The organism is Novosphingobium sp. SG707 (assembly GCF_012275515.1).
In the GTDB taxonomy this organism is placed as follows: Bacteria; Pseudomonadota; Alphaproteobacteria; order Sphingomonadales; family Sphingomonadaceae; genus Novosphingobium.
Window position 1 is genome coordinate 337,132 of the sequence record NZ_JAAZQL010000003.1, and the last position, 20,715, is coordinate 357,846.

Below are 20,715 nucleotides of genomic sequence, written 5' to 3' on the forward strand. Positions count from 1 at the left end.
TTTGCAAGATTACCGTGGACGCCGCCCCCATCCTGACGCATCACCGTGTGAAACGCGCCATGTTATTGCCCATCGGGATGGTCATTTCACCGCTTGATGGCTTGAGCCTTGGCCCGCGCGCGCCTATCGCGGCATGCGTAACAATGCCCAAGGCCGCGCAGGACAGCGCCGAATGGAGAATACCCGATGACCGTGCCCCCTCTCGACACCCCGGCCAGTTCTCCTGTGGCCCGCACTGACTGGACGCGCGAAGAGATCGCGGCTTTGTTTGATTTACCGTTCACCGAACTGGTCTATCGCGCGGCTGAAATCCACCGCGCCAGCCACCCGGCCAATGAGGTCCAGCTTTCCACGCTGCTCTCGATCAAGACCGGCGGCTGCGTCGAGGATTGCGGCTATTGCAGCCAGAGCGTCAAGGCCGACAGCGGGGTCAAGGCCACCAAGCTGATGGAAGTGCAGTCGGTTTTGCAGGCCGCCGCCCGCGCCAAGGATCAGGGGTCCAGCCGCTTCTGCATGGGCGCGGCATGGCGCAACCCCAAGGACCGCGACATGCCCGCGATCATAGAAATGGTGAAGGGCGTGCGCAGCATGGGTCTTGAAACCTGCATGACGCTGGGGATGCTTTCCGACCATCAGGCCGATATGCTGGCCGAGGCGGGGCTCGATTATTACAACCACAATATCGACACTTCCCCTGAGAAATACGAGGAAATCACCAGCACGCGCACGATGGGCGACCGGCTCGACACGCTGGGCCAGGTGCGCCGCGCCGGGATCAATGTGTGCAGCGGCGGGATCGTCGGCATGGGCGAAACCCGCGCCGACCGGGTGGGCTTTGTCCATACGCTGGCCACTTTGCCCTCGCACCCCCAATCGGTGCCGATCAACGCGCTGGTGCCGGTCAAGGGCACGGTGCTGGGCAATATGCTGGCCGATACGCCGCTGGCCAAGATTGATGACGTGGAATTCGTGCGCACCGTGGCGGTGGCGCGGATCACCATGCCGGGATCGATGGTGCGCCTGAGCGCAGGCCGCGAATCGATGTCGGAAATGACGCAGGCGATGTGCTTTCTTGCCGGGGCGAACAGCATCTTCACCGGCGACAAGCTGCTGACCGCGCCCAATGCGGGCGATGACAATGACATGGCGATGTTTGCGCGTCTGGGCCTGAAACCCATGGCCGTGACCCGCACCGAGGCCGAGATTGCCGCCGAAGCCATGCCCAAGGGCTGCGTCAAGCTGGAGCAGATGATCTGAAGGCTTTTGAAACTCACCTCGCCGCCGCGCTGGAGCACATAGACGAGCGCGACGAGCGGCGCATCCTGCGCGCCGCCGCGCCGCAGGATGGCGGGCGGTTGACGCGCGATGGGGCGGTGCTGGTCGATTTTTCCAGCAATGATTACCTCGGCCTCTCGCGCCATCCTCTGCTGGCGCAAAGGTCGGCGGACTGGGCGCTGGCCCATGGCGCGGGATCGGCGGCGTCAAGGCTGGTGACGGGCACCCAACCTTTGCATCTGGCGGTTGAGGAGAAGATCGCCCGATTCAAGGGCAAGGAGGCCGCGCTGCTGTTTCCCAGCGGGTGGCATTGCAATGCGGCGGTGCTGGCGGCCTTGCTGCGCGCCGCGCCGGGGGCGCAATTGTTCACCGACCGGCTGATCCATGGCAGCCTGCACGCAGGCGCAGCGGCCCACCGCCAGATCCGCTTTCGCCACAATGATCTGAACCATCTGGCCGAGTTGCTGGCGCAGGCCGAGGGGCCGAAGATTATCGTCACCGAAAGCGTGTTCAGCATGGATGGCGACCGGGCCGACGTGGCGGCTCTGGCCGATCTGGCGCGGGCGCATGATGCGTTTCTTTATGTCGACGAGGCCCATGCCACCGGCGTCCTCGGCCCTCAGGGGCGCGGACTGACCCATGGCCTCGACGTCGATCTGGTGATGGGCACTTTCAGCAAGGCGCTGGGCTGTATGGGCGCCTATGTCGCGGGCAGCCGGCTGCTGATCGACTATCTGGTCAATGCCTGCGGGGGTTTCACCTTTTCCACCGCGCCCTCGCCCGCGATGCTGGGGGCGGTCGATGCCGCGCTCGATCTGGCGCCGGGGATGGAGGCCGAACGCGCGACTCTGGCCGATCACGGCGCGTTTTTTCGGCAAAGCCTGAACAGCGCGGGCATCGCCACAGCCGACAGCAGCACGCAGATTGTGCCGGTCATCGTGGGCGATGCCGGAGCGGCGCTGGCTCTGGCGCGCGATCTGGTGGCCGAAGGGATGCTGGCCGTGGCGATCCGCCCGCCCACCGTGCCGTCGGGCACCAGCCGGTTGCGCGTGGCGCTGCATGCCAATCATACGCGGGCGGATGTGGCCGCGCTGGGCCGCGCGATTGCGGCGCGGATTGGCCGGTGAGAATCGCGCTGCTGCATGGCTGGGGGTTTGATGCGGGCGTGTGGGATGCGCTGGCGCCCCTATTGGCGCCTCTGAGCGATATCACGCGGATGGATCGCGGCTATTTTGGCGCAGCGGTGGAGAGCGAGCGGCCCGATCTGATGATCGGCCATTCGCTGGGCGCGATGCTGCTCTCGCGGCGCTGGAGCGATGTGCCCTTGGTGGCGATCAACGGGTTTGACCGGTTCTGCGGGACCGATGCGGTGGCCCCGCGCGTGGTTCAGCGGATGGTGAAGCGTTTTGGCGAAGACCCGGCCAAAGTGCTGGCGGATTTCCGCGCCAGTATAAGCGGCGGCCCGGCCCCGCCGATGGTTTCCCGTGAACGACTGGGTGAGGATCTCGCGTTGCTGGCCGATCAGACGCAGCCCCCGGCACATCGCGCGTCCGTACTGGTGCTTCAGGCGGAGGATGATCCTCTCTTGCCGCCCGCGCTGCGCAAGAGGGCCTTTGGCGGGCCCTCTGCGGTGTGCGACCAAGGGGGACATCTGCTGCCCCTGACACAGGCGGCATGGTGCGCGGCGCAAATTGCGGATTTTGCGCGATGATGGCGCAACGTCTTGTTTCCGAAGCCTTTGGCCGGGCCGATAATTACGATGCCCATGCCGGGGTACAGCAACAGGTCGCCGCGATGCTGGCCGAAACGGTGGCGGCGCAGGATTTGCCCCCCGTCCCGCGCGTGCTGGAGATCGGCTGCGGCACGGGATTGCTGGGCGCGGCGTTGATGCCGCTGCTGCCCGGCGCGCGGTGGGTGATGAGCGATCTGTCGCCCGCCATGTTGGCGCGGGCGCGGGCGCGTTTTGCTGGGCATGGCGGGGTGGATTACCGCGTGATGGATGGGCAGGCGCCAGACGCAGAGGGGCCGTTCGATCTGATCGTGTCCAGCCTGGCGTTTCAATGGTTCAATAATCTGGGCGATGCGGTGGCGCGGCTGAATGGGCTGCTGGCGCCGGGCGGCCTGCTGGCCTTCAGCACGATGATCGCGGGCAGTTTTGCGCAGTGGCGCGCGGCCCATGACGGTGCGCCCTGCGGGCTGGTCGATTATCCGGATGCGGCGGATCTGCGGGCCATGGGCTTTGCCGTGCGCGAGGTGGAATTGGCGGTTGAAGGCGGCGGACGGGCCTTTTTGCGCCATCTGCGCGGGATTGGCGCGGATGTTCCGCGCGCGGGGCATCGGCCTTTGTCGGCAGGGCAATTGCGGCAGGTGATCGCCCGATTCGATTCGCAAGGAGGTCGGGCAACCTATCGCGTGGCGCTTTGCCTGCGCCGGAATGCTGCGTCGCAATAATTGCATACCGCGCATCTTGGCCTTTGGTATCACAAATCATAGCGCTAAACCGACCGAAATTGCTGATCTTTGCATTTACCTATTCGGCAATTGCATTCTTTGCATCAAACCCGGCAATTTTGCACTTGCGAAGAGGCCCGCCGATCCGCATAAGGAACAGGCCTTTCAGGCATCCTCTCCCAAACTTCCAAAGGCCAGCCTTCGGGCTGGCCATTTTTTTGCCCGCAAGCCTTACAGCCGGTCGAACACCGAGCCCATGCGCGGGGCGAACAGCCGCTCATAGGTTTTGAGCAGGCTGGTATCGGTCATCGCCGCCACATAATCGCAAATCGCGCGGACCCCATAGGCTTCGTAAAACGGCATCCGGTCGCGCGGCAGCAGGCGCGCAGGATCGGCCTGCATCGCCTCGAAAACGGCCACCACCATCGTCTGGCCCTTGAACTCAAGATGCTGGACCGCCGGGCTGGTGATCACCTCGCGCACGACCAGATCCTTGAGTACATCGAGGAAAGCCTTCTGCCCCGGCGCCATCCCTACCCGCCAGCGCAGCAAGGGGGCGTCAAATTCGGGCATTTCGACATAATGCACCGCAGTCAGGAAATGATGCACCAGCCGCCCGATAAAGCGCTTGCGGCTGTTTTCGCCGCCATACAATCCATCGACGAATTGGCGCATCACATCATTGGCGCTCTCGCCGGGATATTTGGCCTTGAGTGCATCGAGGAAGGTGGGGCAGCGATCCGTGACGGCGGCGGCAAAGGTCTCGCGGTGGATCAGGTCCAGCGCGATGGCGTCCTCAAGGTCATGGACGCCATAGGCAATATCATCAGCCACATCCATGATCGAGCAATCGAGCGATTTATGGCGCGATTTGGCGTGTTTGCCGGAATTGGCGTCAAAGCTCTGCAACAAAGCCCGATCCGACGCGGACAGAGGATCGAGAATCCAGTCCACCACATCGCTCTCGGTGTCGAGATAGCATTTGGGCGGTTTGGCGCTGGCCGCATCGATAATCCGCAAGGTGGTCGGCCCCGGTGCAAGGCGCGGCGCGATGGCCGGATTGCGCACCGCCGAATAGGCCACCGGATATTTCAGCACCCCCAGCAAGGTCCGCCGAGCCAGATTGGCCCCGGCATTTTGCGAGAAAGTCTCCAGCCGCGAAAGAATGCGCAAGGTCTGGCCATTGCCCTCAAACCCGCCCTCCTCGCGCATACAGTAATTGAGCGCCACCTCGCCCCCATGGCCAAAGGGCGGATGGCCGAAATCATGAGTGCAGCCGATGGCGTGAATCATGCTGCGCCCCGGCAGGATCGCGGTGGCGGCATGATCGGGCGCGTCTTTTTCCAATTGCCGCGCAATGCCGCCCGCGATCTGCGCCACCTCCAGCGAATGCGTCAGGCGCGTGCGGTAGAAATCGCTGTCGCCCAGGTTGAGGATCTGCGTCTTGCCCTGCAGCCGCCGGAACGAGGCCGAATGGATGACGCGGGCATAGTCAATGTCGCCCCCATCGCGGGCGTCCTCATTCTGCGGGGTCCAGTTTTCGCGGCGGGCCAGCCAGAGCGTGTCATCCATGGCCGCGCCTATAGCGCGATCAGCCCTGCCAGCCCAAGCCCAGCGCCTTGGCAATGGCGATATAATCCACCACCACTTCGGCCCGGCCCTGCGCGCTGGTGATCGCGGCCTGCAAGACCTGCGCGTCGCGCTCGGTCTGCTCCAGCTTGGAGGATGTCCCCGCGCTCACCCTTTGCGCGCCAAGGCTTGCATTGGTGCGCGCGGTCCCCTCGCCCGCCTCAAGCTGCGTCAGCCGCTCGCGCGCCGCGCCGAAACGCGACAGGCTGCTCTCGGCATCCTCCAGCGCGGCAAGGACCGCGCGGCGATATTGCGCCTCGGCGCTGTCGCGCTGGGCCTTGGCCTGCGCCACGGTGGCCTGACCCTTGCCCCAATCGAGGCCGGACCATTTGAGCTGCGGCAATATGCCATAGGCCGCCGTTGCCGGATCAACGATGCTGGAGAGCGAAGAACTGCCCATGCCCAGAATGCCGGTAAAGCTCAGGCGCGGCATCAGCTTGCCCCGCGTCGCGCCGATCTGCGCCGTATTGCCGGCCAACAGCCGCTCGGCCGCGCGCACATCGGGGCGCCGCGCGATCAGCTCCGCCGGATCGCCCACCGCCACTTTCGCGGGCAGCACGGGCAATGGCCGGGCCGAAGCCAGAGCCGCGTCCAGATCGCCCGGCGCCTTGCCTGTCAGCACGGCCAACTGGTTCATCGCCACCTCGACCTGCGCGCGCAAGGGAGCCGCCTGCGCCATGGCGCTGCGCATATCGCCCTCAGAGCGCGCCACATCGGCCAGCGTGGCCACGCCCGCGCCCTGACGCTGGCGGACCAGATCGAGCGCATGTTCACGCAAGGCCACCACCTGCGCCACCATCGCCTGCCTGCTTTGCGCATCGCGCAGGTTCACATAGGCCTGCGCCACCTGCGCCGACAGGCTGACCTGCGCATCGGCCAATTGCGCCTTGGCCCGATCGACACTGGCGCGCGAGGCTTCATTGGTGCGCTTGTTGATGCCCCAGAAATCGGGCTCCCACGAGGCGGTCGCGCCAAGGTTGTAGATTTCGAGCGAGGTCCGCTTGCCCCCGGCGCTGAAGGGCGGGAGATCGGCCTTGGCCGCGATCAGCGTGGGCGAGACCGAGGGCAGATCGCTGGCCTGCTTTTGCCGCAGGACCGCGCCCGCTTCGCGCACCTTGGCCTGCGCATCCTCGACGCTGGGGCTGTGGGCCAGGGCATCCCCGACCAGCGCATTGAGCTGCTCATCGCCCAGCACTTCCCACCAGCGCGCCAGCACCGGCTCCGCCTCGACCGCCGCAGCCCCGCGCGCAAAGCTCTGTCCGCCGGCCACCTTGGGCGGCCCGGCATAATCCGGCCCCAGCGCGCAGCCCCCCAAAGCCAACGGCAACGCCAGCGGCAATCCCACAGCAATCATCAGCGGCAAACGGGTCATCATGGCTCTCGTCAATGCATGGGGACGTCAGGCGCGGCGTCATTGGAAAACGGGCGCAGCAACAGGACCAGCGGCAGCACGATCAGCGTGCCATAACCCATGATCCGGAAAATATCATTATAGGTCATCACCAGCGCCTGAAGCTGAAGCTGGGCCTCAAGCTGGGGCGCGGCGCGCAGGATGCCGCCCATGGCGCGGACCTGATCCTGCACCATCGGGCTGTTGGCATGAAGCGTTTCCTCCAGCCGCCTTGTGTGCAGCCACAGGCGGTTGTCCTGAATGATGGCAATCCCGGCCAGTGCGATGCTGCCCCCCAGATTGCGCACCGAATTGAACAGGCCCGAAGCATCGCCCGCCAGTTCGCGCGGGACCGAGCGCACGCAGGCCTGGCTTAGGAAGAGCATCCCCAGAATCTGACCCACGCCGCGCATCAATTGCGATTCGACGAAATCGCCGCCGTCCGACCCCATCGTCATGCCCGTATCGATCAAAGACGACACGCCCATGATCAGCAGGCCGAAACACACCGCCAGGCGCACGTCGATCCGTTTCAAAAGGATCGGCACAATGGCCATCATGAACAGGCTGGGCACGCCGGAAATCAGCACGATCTTGCCCGATTGCAGCGCGTTGTAATTGGCCACCGAGGCCAGGAACTGGGGGATCACATAGGAAGTGCCGTAAAGCACCATGCCCAGCACCAGCCCCATGGTTGCCACCGCGCCGAATTGCCGGTCGAGCAGCAGTTTGAGCTGGATCACCGGCCGGGCGGCGAATTTTTGGCCGATGCCGATGCAGACAAAGCCCACCGCGCTGAGCACCGCCATTTCGCGGATCACCGGCGAGGAAAACCACTGCTCGCGCTGCCCCTCCTCCAGCAAGACCGTCAGCCCGCCCAGCCCCAGTGCCAACCCGACAATGCCGAACCAGTCCGCCTTGGCAAATTCGCCCAGATGACTTTTCTCATGCGGCAGACCAAGGATCAGCAGCAGCAAAAGCGCGATACAGACCGGCAGGTTGAGAAAGAAGGCATAATGCCAACTGACATTCTCCGTCAGCCAGCCCCCCACCAGCGGCCCCATCACCGGTCCCATGATGACCGTGACGCCAAAGGCGGCAATGCCGATCGGCTGTTTGTCGCGCGGCAATCGCATGGCAATGATGGTCTGGGCCGTGGGAATCAGCGCCCCGCCGGTAAAACCCTGCCCCACGCGCCCGATGATCATCATCGTCAGCGTATCGGCCCAGCCGCAGATCATCGAGAAAAAGGTGAACAGACTGGCCGCGATGAGGAGAAAGGTGCGCAGGCCCAGCACCCGCTGAAGCCATGCGGCCAGCGGAATGATCACGATTTCGGCCACCAGATAGGAGGTGGCCACCCACGTCCCCTCGGTGCCCGATGCGCCGATTTCACCCTGAATCGTGGGCAGCGCGGAATTGACGATGGAAATGTCGAGCGTCGCCATCAACGCGCCCAGCGTCCCCGCCGCCACCGCCAGCCATGCCGACAGATCGGCCTTTACCGGAGGCGCATCGACCATGATCAGCGCGCCGTTTTCGTGTCCACCATCGCCGTCACCGACAGGCCCGGCACCAGCAGACGGCGCGTTTCATCATTGGCGTCAATCGCGATGCGCACCGGAACGCGCTGAACGATCTTGGTGAAATTGCCGGTCGCGTTGCTGGGTGCGATCAGGCTGAAGCTGGCCCCGGTGCCGGGCGCCATGCTTTCGATCCGGCCCTTGATCGCATGGCCGTCCAGCGCATCGACCTTGATCGACACGCTCTGTCCGGGGCGCATATGGGCCAATTGCGTTTCCTTGAAATTGGCCACGACATAGATCTTGGAAAGCGGCACCAGCGTCATCAACCGCGTGCCCGCCGAAACGAACTGGCCCGGCGTGACATTCTTGTCGCCGATGCGCCCGTCGATAGAGGCGCGGATGGTGGTGGCGTCCAGATCGACATTGGCCGCGTCAAACTGCGCCTTGCCGCCCAGCCCTTGCGCGACGGCCTGCTTGGCCTGCGCTTCGATGGCGGCGATGCGGCGCTGCTGGGCCTCGATGGCCGCGGTCTGGGCGCGGACCTGCGCGGCGGATTGGTCGGCGGCGGCGCGCAATTGCGACAATTGCTGGGCCTGCTCGGCCCCGCTGGCCACCAGCGGGGTGAAGCGCTTGACCTGATCGGCGTCGAATTGCGCCTTGGCCTGCGCGGCGGCCAATTGGGCGCGGGCCTGTTCGATCCCGGCGCGCTGTTCGGCAATGGCGGCCTGCGCATTGGCCTGCAGCGCCTCGGCAATCGCCACCTGCGCCGATGCCTGCGCGGTCTTGGCCTTGTAATCGCGCGGGTCGAGCGTGAGCAAAGGCGTCCCCGCCTTCACGTCCTGATTGTCAGTAACCAGAACCTGCGCGACATAGCCTGAGATGCGCGGTGCCACCGCCAGCGTGTCGGCGGCGATCTGCGCGTCATTGGTTTCTTCGATATAGCGGCCATGGGTGAAATAGTCCCAGCCCCACCAGCCGCCGCCCAGCAAAAGCGCCAGCCCGACAAAGGGCAGCACCTTGCGCGCGGGCGAGGACGAGGAACTTTCGGAGGATTCAGCCGTCTGGTCAGCCACCTGGGAAGTATCGGTCATGCAGTACTCTCATACGTGCCAAGGCCATTTCGCATGCCGAACCTATTGGGCAAGCGGGGGTTTTGCAGGCGGTATAGATGATTTCTATTCCTGACAAGCCTGTCATCAGGGTTTAACCCGAAGTCAACCATCGGGCATCAGGGGCACACGGCGCCCTCGAAAATTGCGACGCCGACCCTCTCAGTCGGCGCCTTTCACACAGCGAAAGCCGATATGGCTGGTCGAACTGTCGATGGATTGTGGGTGGCGTGCGGCGGGGCGATAGCGCTGGCAATAGCTGGGCGCGCAAAGATGCGATCCGCCCTTGATGACCTTGCGCGGAATTTTCGCGGTGGGCTCGGATGGATCATGGCTCTTGGCGCGAAAACCGCCGCGCGGATTATCGATGGCGCAGCAGGCGCTCTTCCTGCGCGGGCGCGCCTCGGAGGGCAGGCTCCACCAATCCTCGCAGATTTCCCAGACATTGCCGATCATGTCGTGGATGCCATAGCCATTGGCCGGGAAGGCGCGCACCGGGCTGGTCCGCACCCAGCCGTCGGCGGCGGTGTTGGCAAAGGGGAACATCCCCTGCCAGGTGTTGGCGCGATGCTCGCCGCCCGGCGTCAGCTCATCGCCCCAGGCATATTCGCAATCCTCCAGGCCGCCGCGTGCGGCAAATTCGAACTCGGCCTCGGTGGGCAGGCGCTTGCCCGCCCATGCGGCATAGGCGGCGGCATCCTGATGCGTGACATGCACGACCGGGTGGTCGAGAATTTCCTCGATCCCGCTGTCCGGCCCCAGCGGATGGCGCCAGCACGCGCCCTCCACCCAGCGCCACCATTGCGACGGATCGCCCAGATCCACCGGCCGGTCCGTCATCGTGAAGACCAGCGATCCGGCCACCGCCAGCGCCGGGTCCATGCCTGGATAATCGCGCGGATCGGGCGCGGTTTCGGCAAAGGTGCGGTATCCGGTGGCCTCAACAAAAGCGGCGAATTGCGCATTTGTCACCGGCGTTTCATCCACCCAGAAGGAAGCCACGCGCACCTTTCGGCGCGGCGCCTCCTCCGGATAGAAGGCCGAGGAGCCCATCATGAAGACACCGCCTTCGACAAGGCGCATGCCTTCACGGACGGAAGGGGCGAGGGAGGATGGAACGCTGCTCATCGCTTGTTTCTATGGCCGCTCAGGCGTCTTGCAAAGGCCCTTACTTCGCCGGGATCTGCTTGAACTGCTGATCGACGGTGGGCGCGTTCATAAAGGGCTTGCCGGCGGCCTGCGCCGCGCCCTTGGCCGGGCTGTCGGGCAGGATGTCGTCCATGCGGTCGGTGCGATTGGGTTCGACCAGCCATTCCGCCGGGAAAGGCGCCGCCCCCGTGCCGCCCTTCATCCGCCGCACCGAGCCGATCGACTGGCGCGCGGTATAGGGAATCGCATGCTTGCCCTTGTTGTTGGCCAGTTGCTCATAAAGCGCGGCGCGCAGGGTGATCTTGTCTTTCAGATGCGCCGGATCGTCGATCAGATTGGTCATCTCGGTCGGGTCGGCGCCGATGTCATACAGTTCCTCGCGGTCATAGATGCCGTGATACTGGATATACTTCAGGTTGCCGCGCGTGATGGCAAAGGTGGTCGGCGTTTCGGGGAAGCTCCATTCCCAGTAATATTCATAGATGAAGTCGCTGGGGTTCCACTGCGCGGGCTTTTGCGCGCCGGTGATCAGGCCCCATGCGTTCTGGCCCTCGAACTGCTGGGGCATGGTCTTCACGCCCGCCGCGCTCAGGAAAGTGGGCGCGAAATCGAGGCCGCGCACGCGCCCTGTATTGACCGCATTGGCGGGAACCGTGCCCGGCTCCCACATCACCAGCGGCACGCGCACCGAGGCCTCATAGGCGGTGCGCTTGTCGATCAACCCGTGGTCGCCGATCTGGAAACCATTGTCGCTGGTGAAGACGACCAGCGTGTCCTTTTCCAGATGGTTCTTTTTGAGATACGCCATGATCCGGCCCAGCGAGTCATCGACCGCCGAGAGCGTGCCATAGTAATATTTCAGGTATTCCGTCATTTTCATGTCAGAATTATAAAAGAAATCAATGCCATGCCACGTATTGCGCTGATCATAGACCCAGCGCGGCTTGCCCTTGTAATTTTCCGGCGTGTTTTCCGCACTGGCGGGCAGGGCGAATTTCGCCTTGTCATACTGATGGGCATAGCGCGGCGGGGGCAACGGGTCGGAATGGACGGCCTTGTGGCTCAGATAGAGGAAGAAGGGCTTCTTGGGGTCGCGCTCCTTTTCCAGCCAGTTCATCGCATAATCGGTCAGCTCGTCGGTGATATAGCCGGTCTGGGCGACTTCCTTGCCATCGACGTTGAACATATTGGCCTTGCCCGCGGCAACGGCTGCTGCGGGCATGTCGCCGGTCGGGTAATAATGCCCCTGCCCCTTGAAGCTGAGCCATTTGTCGAAGCCGGGGCGCGGGGCGTCAGTGTCATTGCCCATGTGCCACTTGCCGATGAAGGCGGTCTGATACCCGGCCTGCTGCAGATATTTGGGGAAGAAGGTCAGGCCATCTTCGCTGGAATTGTTATTGTCCACCACCCCATGGTTGCGCGCGGTCATGCCGGTCAGGATCGTCGCGCGGCTGGGGCTGCACAGCGAGGAGGTGGTCACGCCATTGGGGAAATAGGTGCCCTCGCGCGCCATGCGGTCGATATTGGGGGTCTGGAGCAGGCCGGGCTGGAGGAAACCCATGCCGTCAAAGCGCAGATCGTCGACCAGCACGAAGATGATGTTGCGCGGGCGGGCCTGCGCCGGGGCGTCGGAGGCGGGCGCAGCGGCAGGAGCCGGGACTGGTTTGGCCGCCGCCTGGGCCATGCCCGACTGAAACGCCACAGCGGCAAAACAGGCCGCACCACCCAGAATCACTTTATGCAATTTCGCCATCGGCCTCATCCCGTTGCAGGGCGTCGGCGGTGAATCGCCACCGACGCGCCATCTTTCCGCAGCCTGAATGACGCGGCCATGCGGCCAAGTCAAGAAAATACCAGCGCTGGTATTTTAAGTGGATTCGCGGATCACCAGATGATGCGCGAAACTGGCATCCGCGCCTCCCCGGTCCAGCGCCAGATCCACCGCGATCCGCGCGATTTCCTCGACCGGCTGGTGAATGCTGGTCAGCGCCGGATAGCACATCTGCCCCTCGACCGCATTGTCAAACCCGGCAATCGCCACATCCTGCGGCACGCGGAAACCCATGCGCAGAGCGCAAGCCATCGCCCCCAGCGCCATCTGGTCATTGGCGGCAAAGATCGCCGTGGGCCGCCGGGGCAAGGCCATCAGATCGCGAAACGCCTGCTCGCCATCGGCAAAATTCATCCCCGCGCGCACCACATGGCTGTCGGGCAAATCCAGCCCGCTTGTCGCCAGTCCCTCGCGAAAGCCGGTCAGCCGTTCCTCGGCGGCCATTTCCGGGCGCGGCGGGGCGATCATCGCCAGCACCCGATGCCCCCGCCCGACCAGATAGTGCGCCATTTCCCGCGCAATCGCATGATCATGAACCTCGACGCTGCGCCCGATGCCGTCATTCTTGCCCGCGATCCGCACCACCGGCTTGCCCATATCCATCAGCGCGGCCAGCACGCGCGGATTGTCGGCAAAAGGCGGCACCACGATCACCGCATCCGGCTCACATGAAAGCGTGATCGACAGGTCATCGCCATCCATCACCTCGAGCACCAGATGATAGCCCACCTTGCGGCAGGCATCGGCGGTGGCCACCATGATGCGCGAAAAATAGCTGTAGGTCAGGCGCGGGGCGATCATCGCGATGATGAAGCTGCGCCCGCTGGCCAATTGCCGCGCGGCCAGCGCCGGGCGATAGTTCAATTCGCGGATCGAGCGTTCGACCTTCTCGCGCACGCCGGGGCGAACCGTCTGCGCGCCATTGATGACGCGCGAGACCGTCTTGATCGAAATGCCCGAATGCTGCGCCACATCCTTGATCGTCGCCATGGCCTGCCATTCCTTTTGCTGATCCGGGCTGATGCGCCATTTTACCTGCGATGCGCAAGAGGCAAGAGCATAATACCAGCGATGGAATTTAACCGCTGGGGCCCTTTCGCGCAAACGATGCCATTTGCGTTGGACGAAGCCGTCGGCATTATGTAGGCATGATCCACCGGCAGCATCTCCATCGTCAAGCGCTGTCGGCTGAGAGTTGTCATGCTCCCGCTTGCCTTGGGAGCCTTATGTCCAGAAACTCCATGACAAGACAGGCCATGACGAGACAGGCCGATTGTCTGCGATCCGACACCATCAGACCATGGTTCGACCACACCAGCGCCCTTGCGCTGCACAGCTCTTTCGAAACGCTGCGGGCCGGGTGTCTTTATCTGATCGAGCGCGAAACCCGGATGAACGCCGCCTCCAGCGCGGCCAAGGTGATGATGCGCGTCTCGGGCAACCACCTCAAGGAACTCGACCGCTTCTTTTCGCTGCTGATCGGCGAATATCGCGCCTTCCTGCGGGCGATGGCGCCCCATGCCAATCCCGCCCCGGCCGATCTCCATCCGCTTCACAAACATCGCCCCCGCCTGCGCGCGATCCGGCGGCTTCAGATCGCGGCCTGCGACGGGCCGGTGCGCAACCATTGCGCGATCACAGCGCGCGATCTGGCCACGGCCTCGCTGGGGCTGGCGGGGGGCAAACAGGCGGCGGGCAGGCCTTTCGTGCTGGATGACCGCGCGCTGGCCGAAATCGCGCGCTTCTATCTCGCGCTGGCCGGGGATGTCGTGGGCCTGGCCTGAACGTCAGCCGCGCGTCCGCGTGACATGCGGCACAAAGACATAACCCTCGTTGCGCACCGTGCGGATCAGCTCGGACACGCCGCTGCTGCCCGCATCGGTCATCTTGCGGCGCAGGCGCGACAATTGCACATCGATCGCGCGGTCGAAATGATCGGCATCCCCCCCGCGTGACCATTCCAGCAACTGGTCGCGCGTCACCACCCGGCGCGGATGCTGGGCAAAGGCCAGCAGCAGGCGGAACTCGCCTTCGGTCAGCGTGATCATCCGCCCATCGGGATCGAACAGCAGCCGCATGTCCAGATCCATCCGCCAGCCTTCGAAATAAAGGCCATTGGCGCAGGTCGCCCCGGCCTGATCCTGCGAGGGGCCGGGCGCGCCTTCGGCCGCAGCGGCATCGGCCGGGGGCGCTTCTGCTCCTCCGGCGCGGATTTCCATCGCCTGATCCAGCACCGCCTGCGCCGCCGCCTTGCGCCGCAGCACGGCGCGGATGCGCGCCAGCAATTCGCGCGGGTTGCACGGTTTGGCCAGATAATCGTCGGCGCCCATTTCCAGCCCGACCACGCGGTCGATATCCGATCCCACGGCGCTGAGCATAATCACCGGCGGCGCTTGGGGCCCAAGGCTGCGCAGCGCGGTCAGCCCGTCCTCCTTGGGCATCATCACGTCCAGCACGATCAGATCATACGAACCGGCCTCAAGCATCCGGCGCATTTCGACCGGATTGGCCGCCGTGGCTGTCTGATAGCCATGCTTGCCCAGAAATTCGGACACGACCGTCCTGATGCCCTTGTCATCATCAACGATCAGGATTTTGGTCGCCAGATCCATGGCGTTGTGTGTGGCCTGCATCCCGTGCCATTTCCACATTTTTCTGGCCCGCGAATTTCAGAAATTTTTCAGCGCTCGCGCCCGATCACCCCGTCCGATGAAATCTGGCCGAAATCATCGCGCAATCGAACGGGGTCAGTCTGGCTTCATGACCGATGCATCGCCCTCCTTCCCTGTGTCCGGCCCGGCCGCGACGCAGGCGTTTGCGGGCCATGCCACCGGCCAAAGTCCTGAACGAACGGCGAGCGGCCCGGCCCAAGGACATGCAACCGCCCCCACTGGTGCATGTCCCGGCCAGACCGCGCTTCCGTCCGCCGCCCTGATCCCGCTCGAAAGCACCATCGCCCCCCCGCTTTCGCTCGGTCCCTGGTCAGGGCGGCGGCATTGGCCTTTGGCCCCCCGCTCCTTTTTGCGGGGATAGCGCGGCCATGTCTGCCCCATCCCCCATGCCGCCGCTTGGCGCCGATAGGGGCCGGGACAACGAAACCGCGCGCGCGGTTTCCTCGATATTTGCCCGCAACCGGGCCGGATCGCCCGGCGATGAAGCATCGCTTTCACCCCCGATCTATGGCAATTGCCGGGGCATGGCCGCATATTCTTTTCGCCGCAGACTGGCGCTGCCGCTGGGGCTGCAAATGCTCGGACTGCTGGTGGGCGTCCTGATCGTGGCGCAATGCGCGACGCTGGCGCTGACCGTGCTGATCCCGCCCGCCAGCCCGCAGCGCTGGGATCTTGAGGCGGTGGCGCGGATGCTGCTGGGCCATGGTTCACGGCAAAACGGGGCGGAAAGCGACAATCTGGAAATCCGGGCCATGAAAGGCCCTCCTGATATCAGCGGCTCGGGCTGGCTGGTGTCGGAAACCTCGCGGGAGGCATTGGCGCGGCGGCTGGGGCAACGGTTGGATCACGTTGTCCTGGCCTTTTACACGCAATTGCCGGTGGGCGGGGTGGCGGTGCCGGCGGGCGGTTCGCGCGGGCCGATGGCCTTGAGCGACCCTGAGGGTTCGGACCTGTTTGCAGGTCTGCTCTCAGGCGCCATCGGCACCGCCCATGCGCAGGGGATGCATGGTGGCCCGCTGGGCGGCGGCGCGGCGGGTAATGGCTTTCCGGGCGGGGGTTTTCCGGGAGGAGGCTTTCCCGGTGGCGGCTTTCCGGGAGGCGGTTTCCCCGCAGGGCATCCCGGCGGCGGCATGCCCGGAGGAGGCGTTCCCGGCGGCGGTCCTCCGGGGGGCCATCATCCTGCCGGGGGTACTCCGGGCGGCGGTCCTCCGGGCGGAAGCGCTCCGGGCGGCCATGCCCCCGGCGCCAGTCCCGCAGCCAATAGCACAGGCAGCGCGCCTGCCAATGCAACCCCGCATTCCGCCGCTCCCACCACGCCTGCCGGCGGCCAGCAGAGCCAGACCAGCGGCGCCGCGCGGATCACCGCGCCCGGCGCAACGGGGCTGGGCTCCGGCGGGCAAGGCCCCGGCGCGAATGGCGGCCCCATGGGACCGGCCATGGTTGGCCCGATGGCCTCGCTGGGCAATCCCGGCCCGGCCTCGGTTCCGCCCTCCGCTCTGCCGCCGATCCATCTGCCGCGCGCAGCGGGCGCAACCCCCGCTCGCCCTGCCGCCGCCGATCCGGATGCCGCGCGCGTTGACGCCCCGCAGGCCGAAGCCTCCACGCCCTCTCACGCCGCCGCCCCATCGCTGCCCGCTGCGCCTGCCCCTGCGGCCGCCGATTCGGGCGCGGCGACGCCTGATTCCGCGCCGCTGGGCGTGCCGCAACCGATCCCTTTCCGCGAAGGCAAGGGCGCGCTTTCCTTCACCACGCCGCCTTTTATCGAGGGCGATTTCGTCGCCGCTATGCGTCAGGATGACGGCACATGGATCGCCGTGGCCCCGCGCGCCGAACCCTTTCCCAACCGCTGGCAAAAGCGGGTGATGCTGTGGTTTCTGCTCTCGCTGCTGATCACGGTGCCGCTGGCGCTGATGTTTGCGCGGCGCATCGTCAAACCGCTCGAAGGCTTTGCCCGCGCCGCCGAGGTGCTGGGGCGCGATCCTTCGGCCAATGTCGTGCCTTTGTCAGGGCCTGCCGAGGTGGGCCGGGCCGCGCGCGCCTTTAATCAGATGCGCGACCGGCTGCGCGCCTTTGTCGATGATCGCACCGCGATGGTGGGCGCGATCAGTCACGATTTGCGCACCCCTTTGACGCGCCTGCGTTTCCGGCTGGAGGATGTGCCCGATGAACAACGCGACGCCTTGCTGGCCGAGGTGGACGAGATGGAGATGATGATCAGTCAGGTCATTGCCTTCATCCGCGAAGCATCGACCCCCGGTGCCCGGCAAAGGCTGGATCTGGCCACGCTGGTGGCCGATGCGGTCGAGGATGCGCGCGTGATGGGCGACCGGGTGCGGCTGGATATCACCACCCCGATCCGGGTCGAGGTCGATCCGCTGGGCATTCGCCGCCTCTTGGGAAATCTGCTTGAAAACGCGCTGAAATATGGCCAGCAGGCGCGGGTGCGCGTATTGGTGAATGAGCAGGGGGCCGTGGCCGAGATTGTCGACAATGGGCCGGGCATCCCGCAAGAGGACCGTGAGCGCGCCTTTGAACCCTTCTTCCGCTGCGAACAGGCCATCGAATCGGACAAGCCGGGCAGCGGGCTGGGGCTGGCGGTATGCCGCTCCATCGCGCGGGCGCATGGCGGCGATGTCCTGCTGGAGCAGCGCGAGGAAGGCTTTGTCGCCAAGCTGGTGCTGCCCACGCTCTATGACGACATGATGCCCAAGGCGGCATGATGAAGCGGATGATCCTTGGCGCCGCATTGGCGATGACGGGCGGGGCGATGACGGGAGGTGCGGCGCAGGCCCAGCAGGCGGAAACCGCGCAGGCGGAAACAGCCCGGCCCGAAAGACTGGAAATCCCCGCCGCCGCACCGGTCGATGCCGCCCCCGCCGATCCCGCTCCCGTTGATCCCAAGGCGATCTGGGTCGCCAGCGCCACCGGCGGCGTGGTCGACCGCGACACCACCTCCTCCAGCCCCTATGGCGCGCTGGCCATCACCCGTTACAAGGGGCCGACCTATCTGCGCGCGGCCTACACCCTGTTTGGCGGCACGCTGCAACAGGCCGATGCGGCGATCCCGTCCACCTATCACATCGGCTCGATCGGCGCGGGGGGCAATTGGCACGGCTGGGTGGCCGATGCCTATGTCAGCTATGGCCGACAGGTTTACGGCGCGATTCAGGCGCAGGGCACCGCGCGGCAAAGCGGGGTGGCATCGGGGGCGGATTATGTTGCGGCGGGGCTGCGGCTGGGCCGCGTGTTTCAGCCATGGGCGCGTTGGTACATCACCCCGACGATTGCCGGGCAATATGTCTATACCCGCTCACTGCATCAGCGGTTCGATTTTTCCACCCTGTCATGGTCGGACTTTGAATTGCGCGAAAGGGCGCTGACGGGCATCGCCTCGGTGCGGGTGGACCGCGCGCTGGGGCGGCGGGGGCAGCATTATCTGGGCCTGTCCTATTCGCATTACGTCACCGACAATGGCATGACGACATGGCAACTCGCCCCGCCGCCCGACACATCCGGGCCGCAGCCGCTGCGCACCCCCGACGGGTTTGACGAAGTGGCGCTCTCGGGCATGTGGCAGATCCGCCCCCGGCTCTGGCTGGATACGCAGGTGGCGCGCACGGCGGGCGCGGTGGCGGGCAACAGCACCACCGCATCCATCGGGTTGCGGGTGCGGTTCTAAGCTGTTCCCCGCACCTATTCCGGATTGGGCAGCCGCTCGACCCGGTTGACGACAAAGGCATAAGAGGCCGCGCCAAGGCAGGCCATCGCCCCGATAAAGATCAGGCCGATGAAGAAGGAACCCGTCCGCCCCACCGTCATGCCGATGATGATCGGCGTGGCGATGCCCGCCAGATTGGTGCAGAGGTTGAACAGGCCCCCGGTGAGGCCCGCCAGCCGCGTGGGCGCGATTTCCGACACCAAAGTCCAGCCCAGATTGGACATGCCCTGACCGAAAAAGGCGATGCTCATCACCGCGATCACGGCGGCGTCGCTTTCCAGCCAGATGGCCAGAATGATGAGGGTGGAAAGCATCAGGCCCGTAATGACCGGAGCCTTGCGCGCGGCGGCCAGCGAGACACCGCCACGCAGCAGCCGGTCCGACGCCTGCCCTCCCGCCAGCACGCCAAGGGACGCCGCCATAAAGGGCACCATCGCGTAGATCCCGGCTTTCAGCCAATCCATATGCCGCTCGCTGGCCAGATAGGTCGGGAACCAGGTGAGGAAGAAGACCAGCGTGGAATTGGTGGCGAATTGGCCGATCGAGGCGCCGATGATGCTGCGCTGGCGCAGCAGATAGGCGACATCGCTCCAGCGGAAGGGGCGCGGGGGTTCGGATTGGGTGGCCCCGCCATCGGCGCGGATCAGGGCCAATTCGGCCTCGTTGACCCCCACATGCTCCGCCGGGTCGCGATAGAGCCGATGCCACACCAGACCATAGCCGATCCCGATCCCGCCCACGATCCAGAACAAGGCGCGCCAGCCCCAATGGGCGGCCATCCAGAACAGCACCGGGCTGCAAAAAGCGATGCCGAAATACATGCCCACCGAATAGATCGAATTGGCCCGCGCCCGTTCGCCGCGCGGAAACCATGCGATCAAAACGCGGCTGTTGGCGGGAAAGCATGGCGCCTCGGCCGCGCCCAGCCCGAGGCGCACCGCGATCAGCGCCCAGCCGCCGCGCACCATGCCCTGCATCACCGTGCAGGCCGACCAGATCGAGAGCGAGAGCGCATAGGTCAGCCGCGTGCCATAGCGGTCGAGGAAGATCCCGCCCGGCACCTGCGCCAGCGCATAGCTCCACGAAAAGGCGGCGAAAACCAGCCCCATCATCTCCGGCCCGAGGCCCAGCTCGCGGCTCATCGCCGGGGCGGCCACGCCCATCAGCGTGCGGTCGAGATAATTGAGCGCCGTAGCCAGCGCGACCAGCGCCAGCATCGCATAGCGCTTGCGGGTCGGTTTCCCCACTTGCGACTTCATTGCGCGTCCCGCTTTTCCAGCGTGTAGGCCACGTCATAGGCCTGCGCCAAAGGTTCGGCGAAACCGGCCTGCTCGACGGCGGCGACCATGGCGCCCTGCGCCGCGCTCGCTTCGGCCAATCCCATGCATTCGGCCACGATGACCAGATCGAAGGGCGGCTCGCTCATCGGCGGGCGCAATTCGGTTTCGGAGGTGCGGATTTCGGAATAATCGGGCCGGGCGGCGGCCAAATGCACCGAGGTCACCGCCGGCATGGCCTCAATCGCGGCCAGCGCGGGGGTCAGCGCGCGATGCCCCTCGCCCTCGTCCATCCCGGCGGGCAGGCGCAGGCGCAGCGACACCAGCGCACCCCCCACCCCGCGCCCGCCGGTTTCCAGCACCTCGCAAGCCATGCGCAGGAAATTGCGGAAATGGGGCGCGATGGACTGGGTCCATTCGGTGGGGAAATTCAGGCTGTGGGCATAATCATCGGCCACAAAGCTGGCCAGATCGGCGCCTTCATACAGGGTGAAATAGGTTTGGCGCTCCAGCCCCCGGTTCACCCCCCGGCGCGAGCGGCGAAACCCGGCGTGGTCCAGTCGCTCGGGCATATGCTGATGCGTGTGCCACTGGTGGTAATCATCGTCGCCCTGCGCGGTGATGTCATGCCACATGATGATGAATGCGCGACCTTTAAGCGCCATAGTCTTCCCCGTTATGCTTGCCT

At 65.2% G+C, this 20,715-nt stretch carries 17 protein-coding genes; 7 read left to right on the forward strand and 10 right to left on the reverse strand.

What is annotated here, in order from left to right:
• Positions 1-186 precede the first annotated feature (186 nt).
• From bioB to FHW92_RS10320, 4 genes are all read left to right on the forward strand, one after another.
• Positions 187-1,257 (forward strand): biotin synthase BioB, encoded by a 1,071-nt coding sequence (bioB, locus tag FHW92_RS10305; protein WP_168603168.1) that lies wholly within the window; start codon positions 187-189, stop codon positions 1,255-1,257.
• A gap of 98 nt (positions 1,258-1,355) precedes the next feature.
• On the forward strand, positions 1,356-2,402 hold the full coding sequence (locus FHW92_RS10310; protein WP_246870054.1) for an aminotransferase class I/II-fold pyridoxal phosphate-dependent enzyme: 1,047 nt from the start codon (positions 1,356-1,358) through the stop codon (positions 2,400-2,402).
• Positions 2,399-2,986 (forward strand): alpha/beta fold hydrolase, encoded by a 588-nt coding sequence (locus FHW92_RS10315; RefSeq protein ID WP_168603169.1) that lies wholly within the window; start codon positions 2,399-2,401, stop codon positions 2,984-2,986. Before FHW92_RS10310 ends, FHW92_RS10315 begins: the two co-directional genes overlap by 4 nt.
• The gene (locus FHW92_RS10320) at positions 2,983-3,726 is read left to right on the forward strand and encodes a methyltransferase (protein ID WP_168603170.1); all 744 of its coding nucleotides are present in this window, start codon (positions 2,983-2,985) and stop codon (positions 3,724-3,726) included. Before FHW92_RS10315 ends, FHW92_RS10320 begins: the two co-directional genes overlap by 4 nt.
• A 231-nt stretch (positions 3,727-3,957) precedes the next feature.
• Here the strand turns inward: FHW92_RS10320 and FHW92_RS10325 are convergent, their stop codons facing one another.
• From FHW92_RS10325 to FHW92_RS10355, 7 genes are all read right to left on the reverse strand, one after another.
• Positions 3,958-5,298: an anti-phage deoxyguanosine triphosphatase gene (locus FHW92_RS10325; RefSeq protein ID WP_168603171.1), complete on the reverse strand. Its 1,341-nt coding sequence runs from the start codon at positions 5,296-5,298 to the stop codon at positions 3,958-3,960.
• A 19-nt stretch (positions 5,299-5,317) separates the two neighbouring features.
• On the reverse strand, positions 5,318-6,730 hold the full coding sequence (locus FHW92_RS10330) for an efflux transporter outer membrane subunit (RefSeq protein WP_246870055.1): 1,413 nt from the start codon (positions 6,728-6,730) through the stop codon (positions 5,318-5,320).
• 8 nt (positions 6,731-6,738) lie between these two features.
• A complete protein-coding gene (locus tag FHW92_RS10335) occupies positions 6,739-8,268 on the reverse strand; it encodes an MDR family MFS transporter (RefSeq protein ID WP_168603173.1) in 1,530 nt (509 codons plus the stop codon).
• A gap of 2 nt (positions 8,269-8,270) precedes the next feature.
• Positions 8,271-9,362: an HlyD family secretion protein gene (locus tag FHW92_RS10340; RefSeq protein ID WP_168603174.1), complete on the reverse strand. Its 1,092-nt coding sequence runs from the start codon at positions 9,360-9,362 to the stop codon at positions 8,271-8,273.
• Between the two features lie 180 nt (positions 9,363-9,542).
• The gene (locus tag FHW92_RS10345; protein ID WP_168603561.1) at positions 9,543-10,463 is read right to left on the reverse strand and encodes a formylglycine-generating enzyme family protein; all 921 of its coding nucleotides are present in this window, start codon (positions 10,461-10,463) and stop codon (positions 9,543-9,545) included.
• Between the two features lie 85 nt (positions 10,464-10,548).
• Positions 10,549-12,291 carry a sulfatase gene (locus FHW92_RS10350; protein ID WP_168603175.1) on the reverse strand — a complete coding sequence of 581 codons (1,743 nt, stop codon included), beginning with the start codon at positions 12,289-12,291 and terminating at the stop codon, positions 10,549-10,551.
• 105 nt (positions 12,292-12,396) lie between these two features.
• Entirely contained in the window at positions 12,397-13,350 is a 954-nt protein-coding gene (locus FHW92_RS10355) for a LacI family DNA-binding transcriptional regulator (RefSeq protein WP_168603176.1), read from the reverse strand.
• Positions 13,351-13,616: 266 nt separating this feature from the next.
• On the opposite strand from FHW92_RS10355, the gene FHW92_RS10360 reads away from it, so the two are divergent.
• Positions 13,617-14,144 carry a hypothetical protein gene (locus FHW92_RS10360; protein ID WP_168603177.1) on the forward strand — a complete coding sequence of 176 codons (528 nt, stop codon included), beginning with the start codon at positions 13,617-13,619 and terminating at the stop codon, positions 14,142-14,144.
• A gap of 3 nt (positions 14,145-14,147) precedes the next feature.
• Here the strand turns inward: FHW92_RS10360 and FHW92_RS10365 are convergent, their stop codons facing one another.
• Positions 14,148-14,993 (reverse strand): response regulator, encoded by an 846-nt coding sequence (locus FHW92_RS10365; protein ID WP_246870056.1) that lies wholly within the window; start codon positions 14,991-14,993, stop codon positions 14,148-14,150.
• A gap of 563 nt (positions 14,994-15,556) precedes the next feature.
• Here FHW92_RS10365 and FHW92_RS26060 point away from each other — a divergent pair.
• Together FHW92_RS26060 and FHW92_RS10375 are read left to right on the forward strand one after the other, a co-directional pair.
• On the forward strand, positions 15,557-17,752 hold the full coding sequence (locus FHW92_RS26060) for an ATP-binding protein (protein WP_168603178.1): 2,196 nt from the start codon (positions 15,557-15,559) through the stop codon (positions 17,750-17,752).
• Positions 17,749-18,711 (forward strand): autotransporter outer membrane beta-barrel domain-containing protein, encoded by a 963-nt coding sequence (locus tag FHW92_RS10375; RefSeq protein ID WP_210428443.1) that lies wholly within the window; start codon positions 17,749-17,751, stop codon positions 18,709-18,711. The genes FHW92_RS26060 and FHW92_RS10375 overlap by 4 nt, the downstream gene beginning before the upstream one ends.
• Positions 18,712-18,725: 14 nt before the next feature.
• Here FHW92_RS10375 and FHW92_RS10380 read toward each other — a convergent pair whose 3' ends face one another.
• Together FHW92_RS10380 and FHW92_RS10385 are read right to left on the reverse strand one after the other, a co-directional pair.
• Positions 18,726-20,009, reverse strand: coding sequence for an MFS transporter (locus FHW92_RS10380; protein ID WP_168603180.1), 1,284 nt, complete (start codon positions 20,007-20,009; stop codon positions 18,726-18,728).
• A complete protein-coding gene (locus FHW92_RS10385) occupies positions 20,006-20,692 on the reverse strand; it encodes a hypothetical protein (protein WP_168603181.1) in 687 nt (228 codons plus the stop codon). Before FHW92_RS10385 ends, FHW92_RS10380 begins: the two co-directional genes overlap by 4 nt.
• Positions 20,693-20,715: the final 23 nt, after the last annotated feature.

Coding starts and splice junctions, on each gene's coding strand:
- bioB (WP_168603168.1), top strand. CDS start 187: ATGACCGTGCCCCCTCTCGACACCCCGGCCAGTTCTCCTGTGGCCCGC.
- FHW92_RS10320 (WP_168603170.1), top strand. CDS start 2,983: ATGATGGCGCAACGTCTTGTTTCCGAAGCCTTTGGCCGGGCCGATAAT.
- FHW92_RS10325 (WP_168603171.1), bottom strand. CDS start 5,298: ATGGATGACACGCTCTGGCTGGCCCGCCGCGAAAACTGGACCCCGCAG.
- FHW92_RS10330 (WP_246870055.1), bottom strand. CDS start 6,730: ATGATGACCCGTTTGCCGCTGATGATTGCTGTGGGATTGCCGCTGGCG.
- FHW92_RS10335 (WP_168603173.1), bottom strand. CDS start 8,268: ATGGTCGATGCGCCTCCGGTAAAGGCCGATCTGTCGGCATGGCTGGCG.
- FHW92_RS10340 (WP_168603174.1), bottom strand. CDS start 9,362: ATGACCGATACTTCCCAGGTGGCTGACCAGACGGCTGAATCCTCCGAA.
- FHW92_RS10345 (WP_168603561.1), bottom strand. CDS start 10,463: ATGCGCCTTGTCGAAGGCGGTGTCTTCATGATGGGCTCCTCGGCCTTC.
- FHW92_RS10350 (WP_168603175.1), bottom strand. CDS start 12,291: ATGAGGCCGATGGCGAAATTGCATAAAGTGATTCTGGGTGGTGCGGCC.
- FHW92_RS10355 (WP_168603176.1), bottom strand. CDS start 13,350: ATGGCGACGATCAAGGATGTGGCGCAGCATTCGGGCATTTCGATCAAG.
- FHW92_RS10360 (WP_168603177.1), top strand. CDS start 13,617: ATGACGAGACAGGCCGATTGTCTGCGATCCGACACCATCAGACCATGG.
- FHW92_RS10365 (WP_246870056.1), bottom strand. CDS start 14,993: ATGCAGGCCACACACAACGCCATGGATCTGGCGACCAAAATCCTGATC.
- FHW92_RS26060 (WP_168603178.1), top strand. CDS start 15,557: ATGGCCGCATATTCTTTTCGCCGCAGACTGGCGCTGCCGCTGGGGCTG.
- FHW92_RS10375 (WP_210428443.1), top strand. CDS start 17,749: ATGATGAAGCGGATGATCCTTGGCGCCGCATTGGCGATGACGGGCGGG.
- FHW92_RS10380 (WP_168603180.1), bottom strand. CDS start 20,009: ATGAAGTCGCAAGTGGGGAAACCGACCCGCAAGCGCTATGCGATGCTG.
- FHW92_RS10385 (WP_168603181.1), bottom strand. CDS start 20,692: ATGGCGCTTAAAGGTCGCGCATTCATCATCATGTGGCATGACATCACC.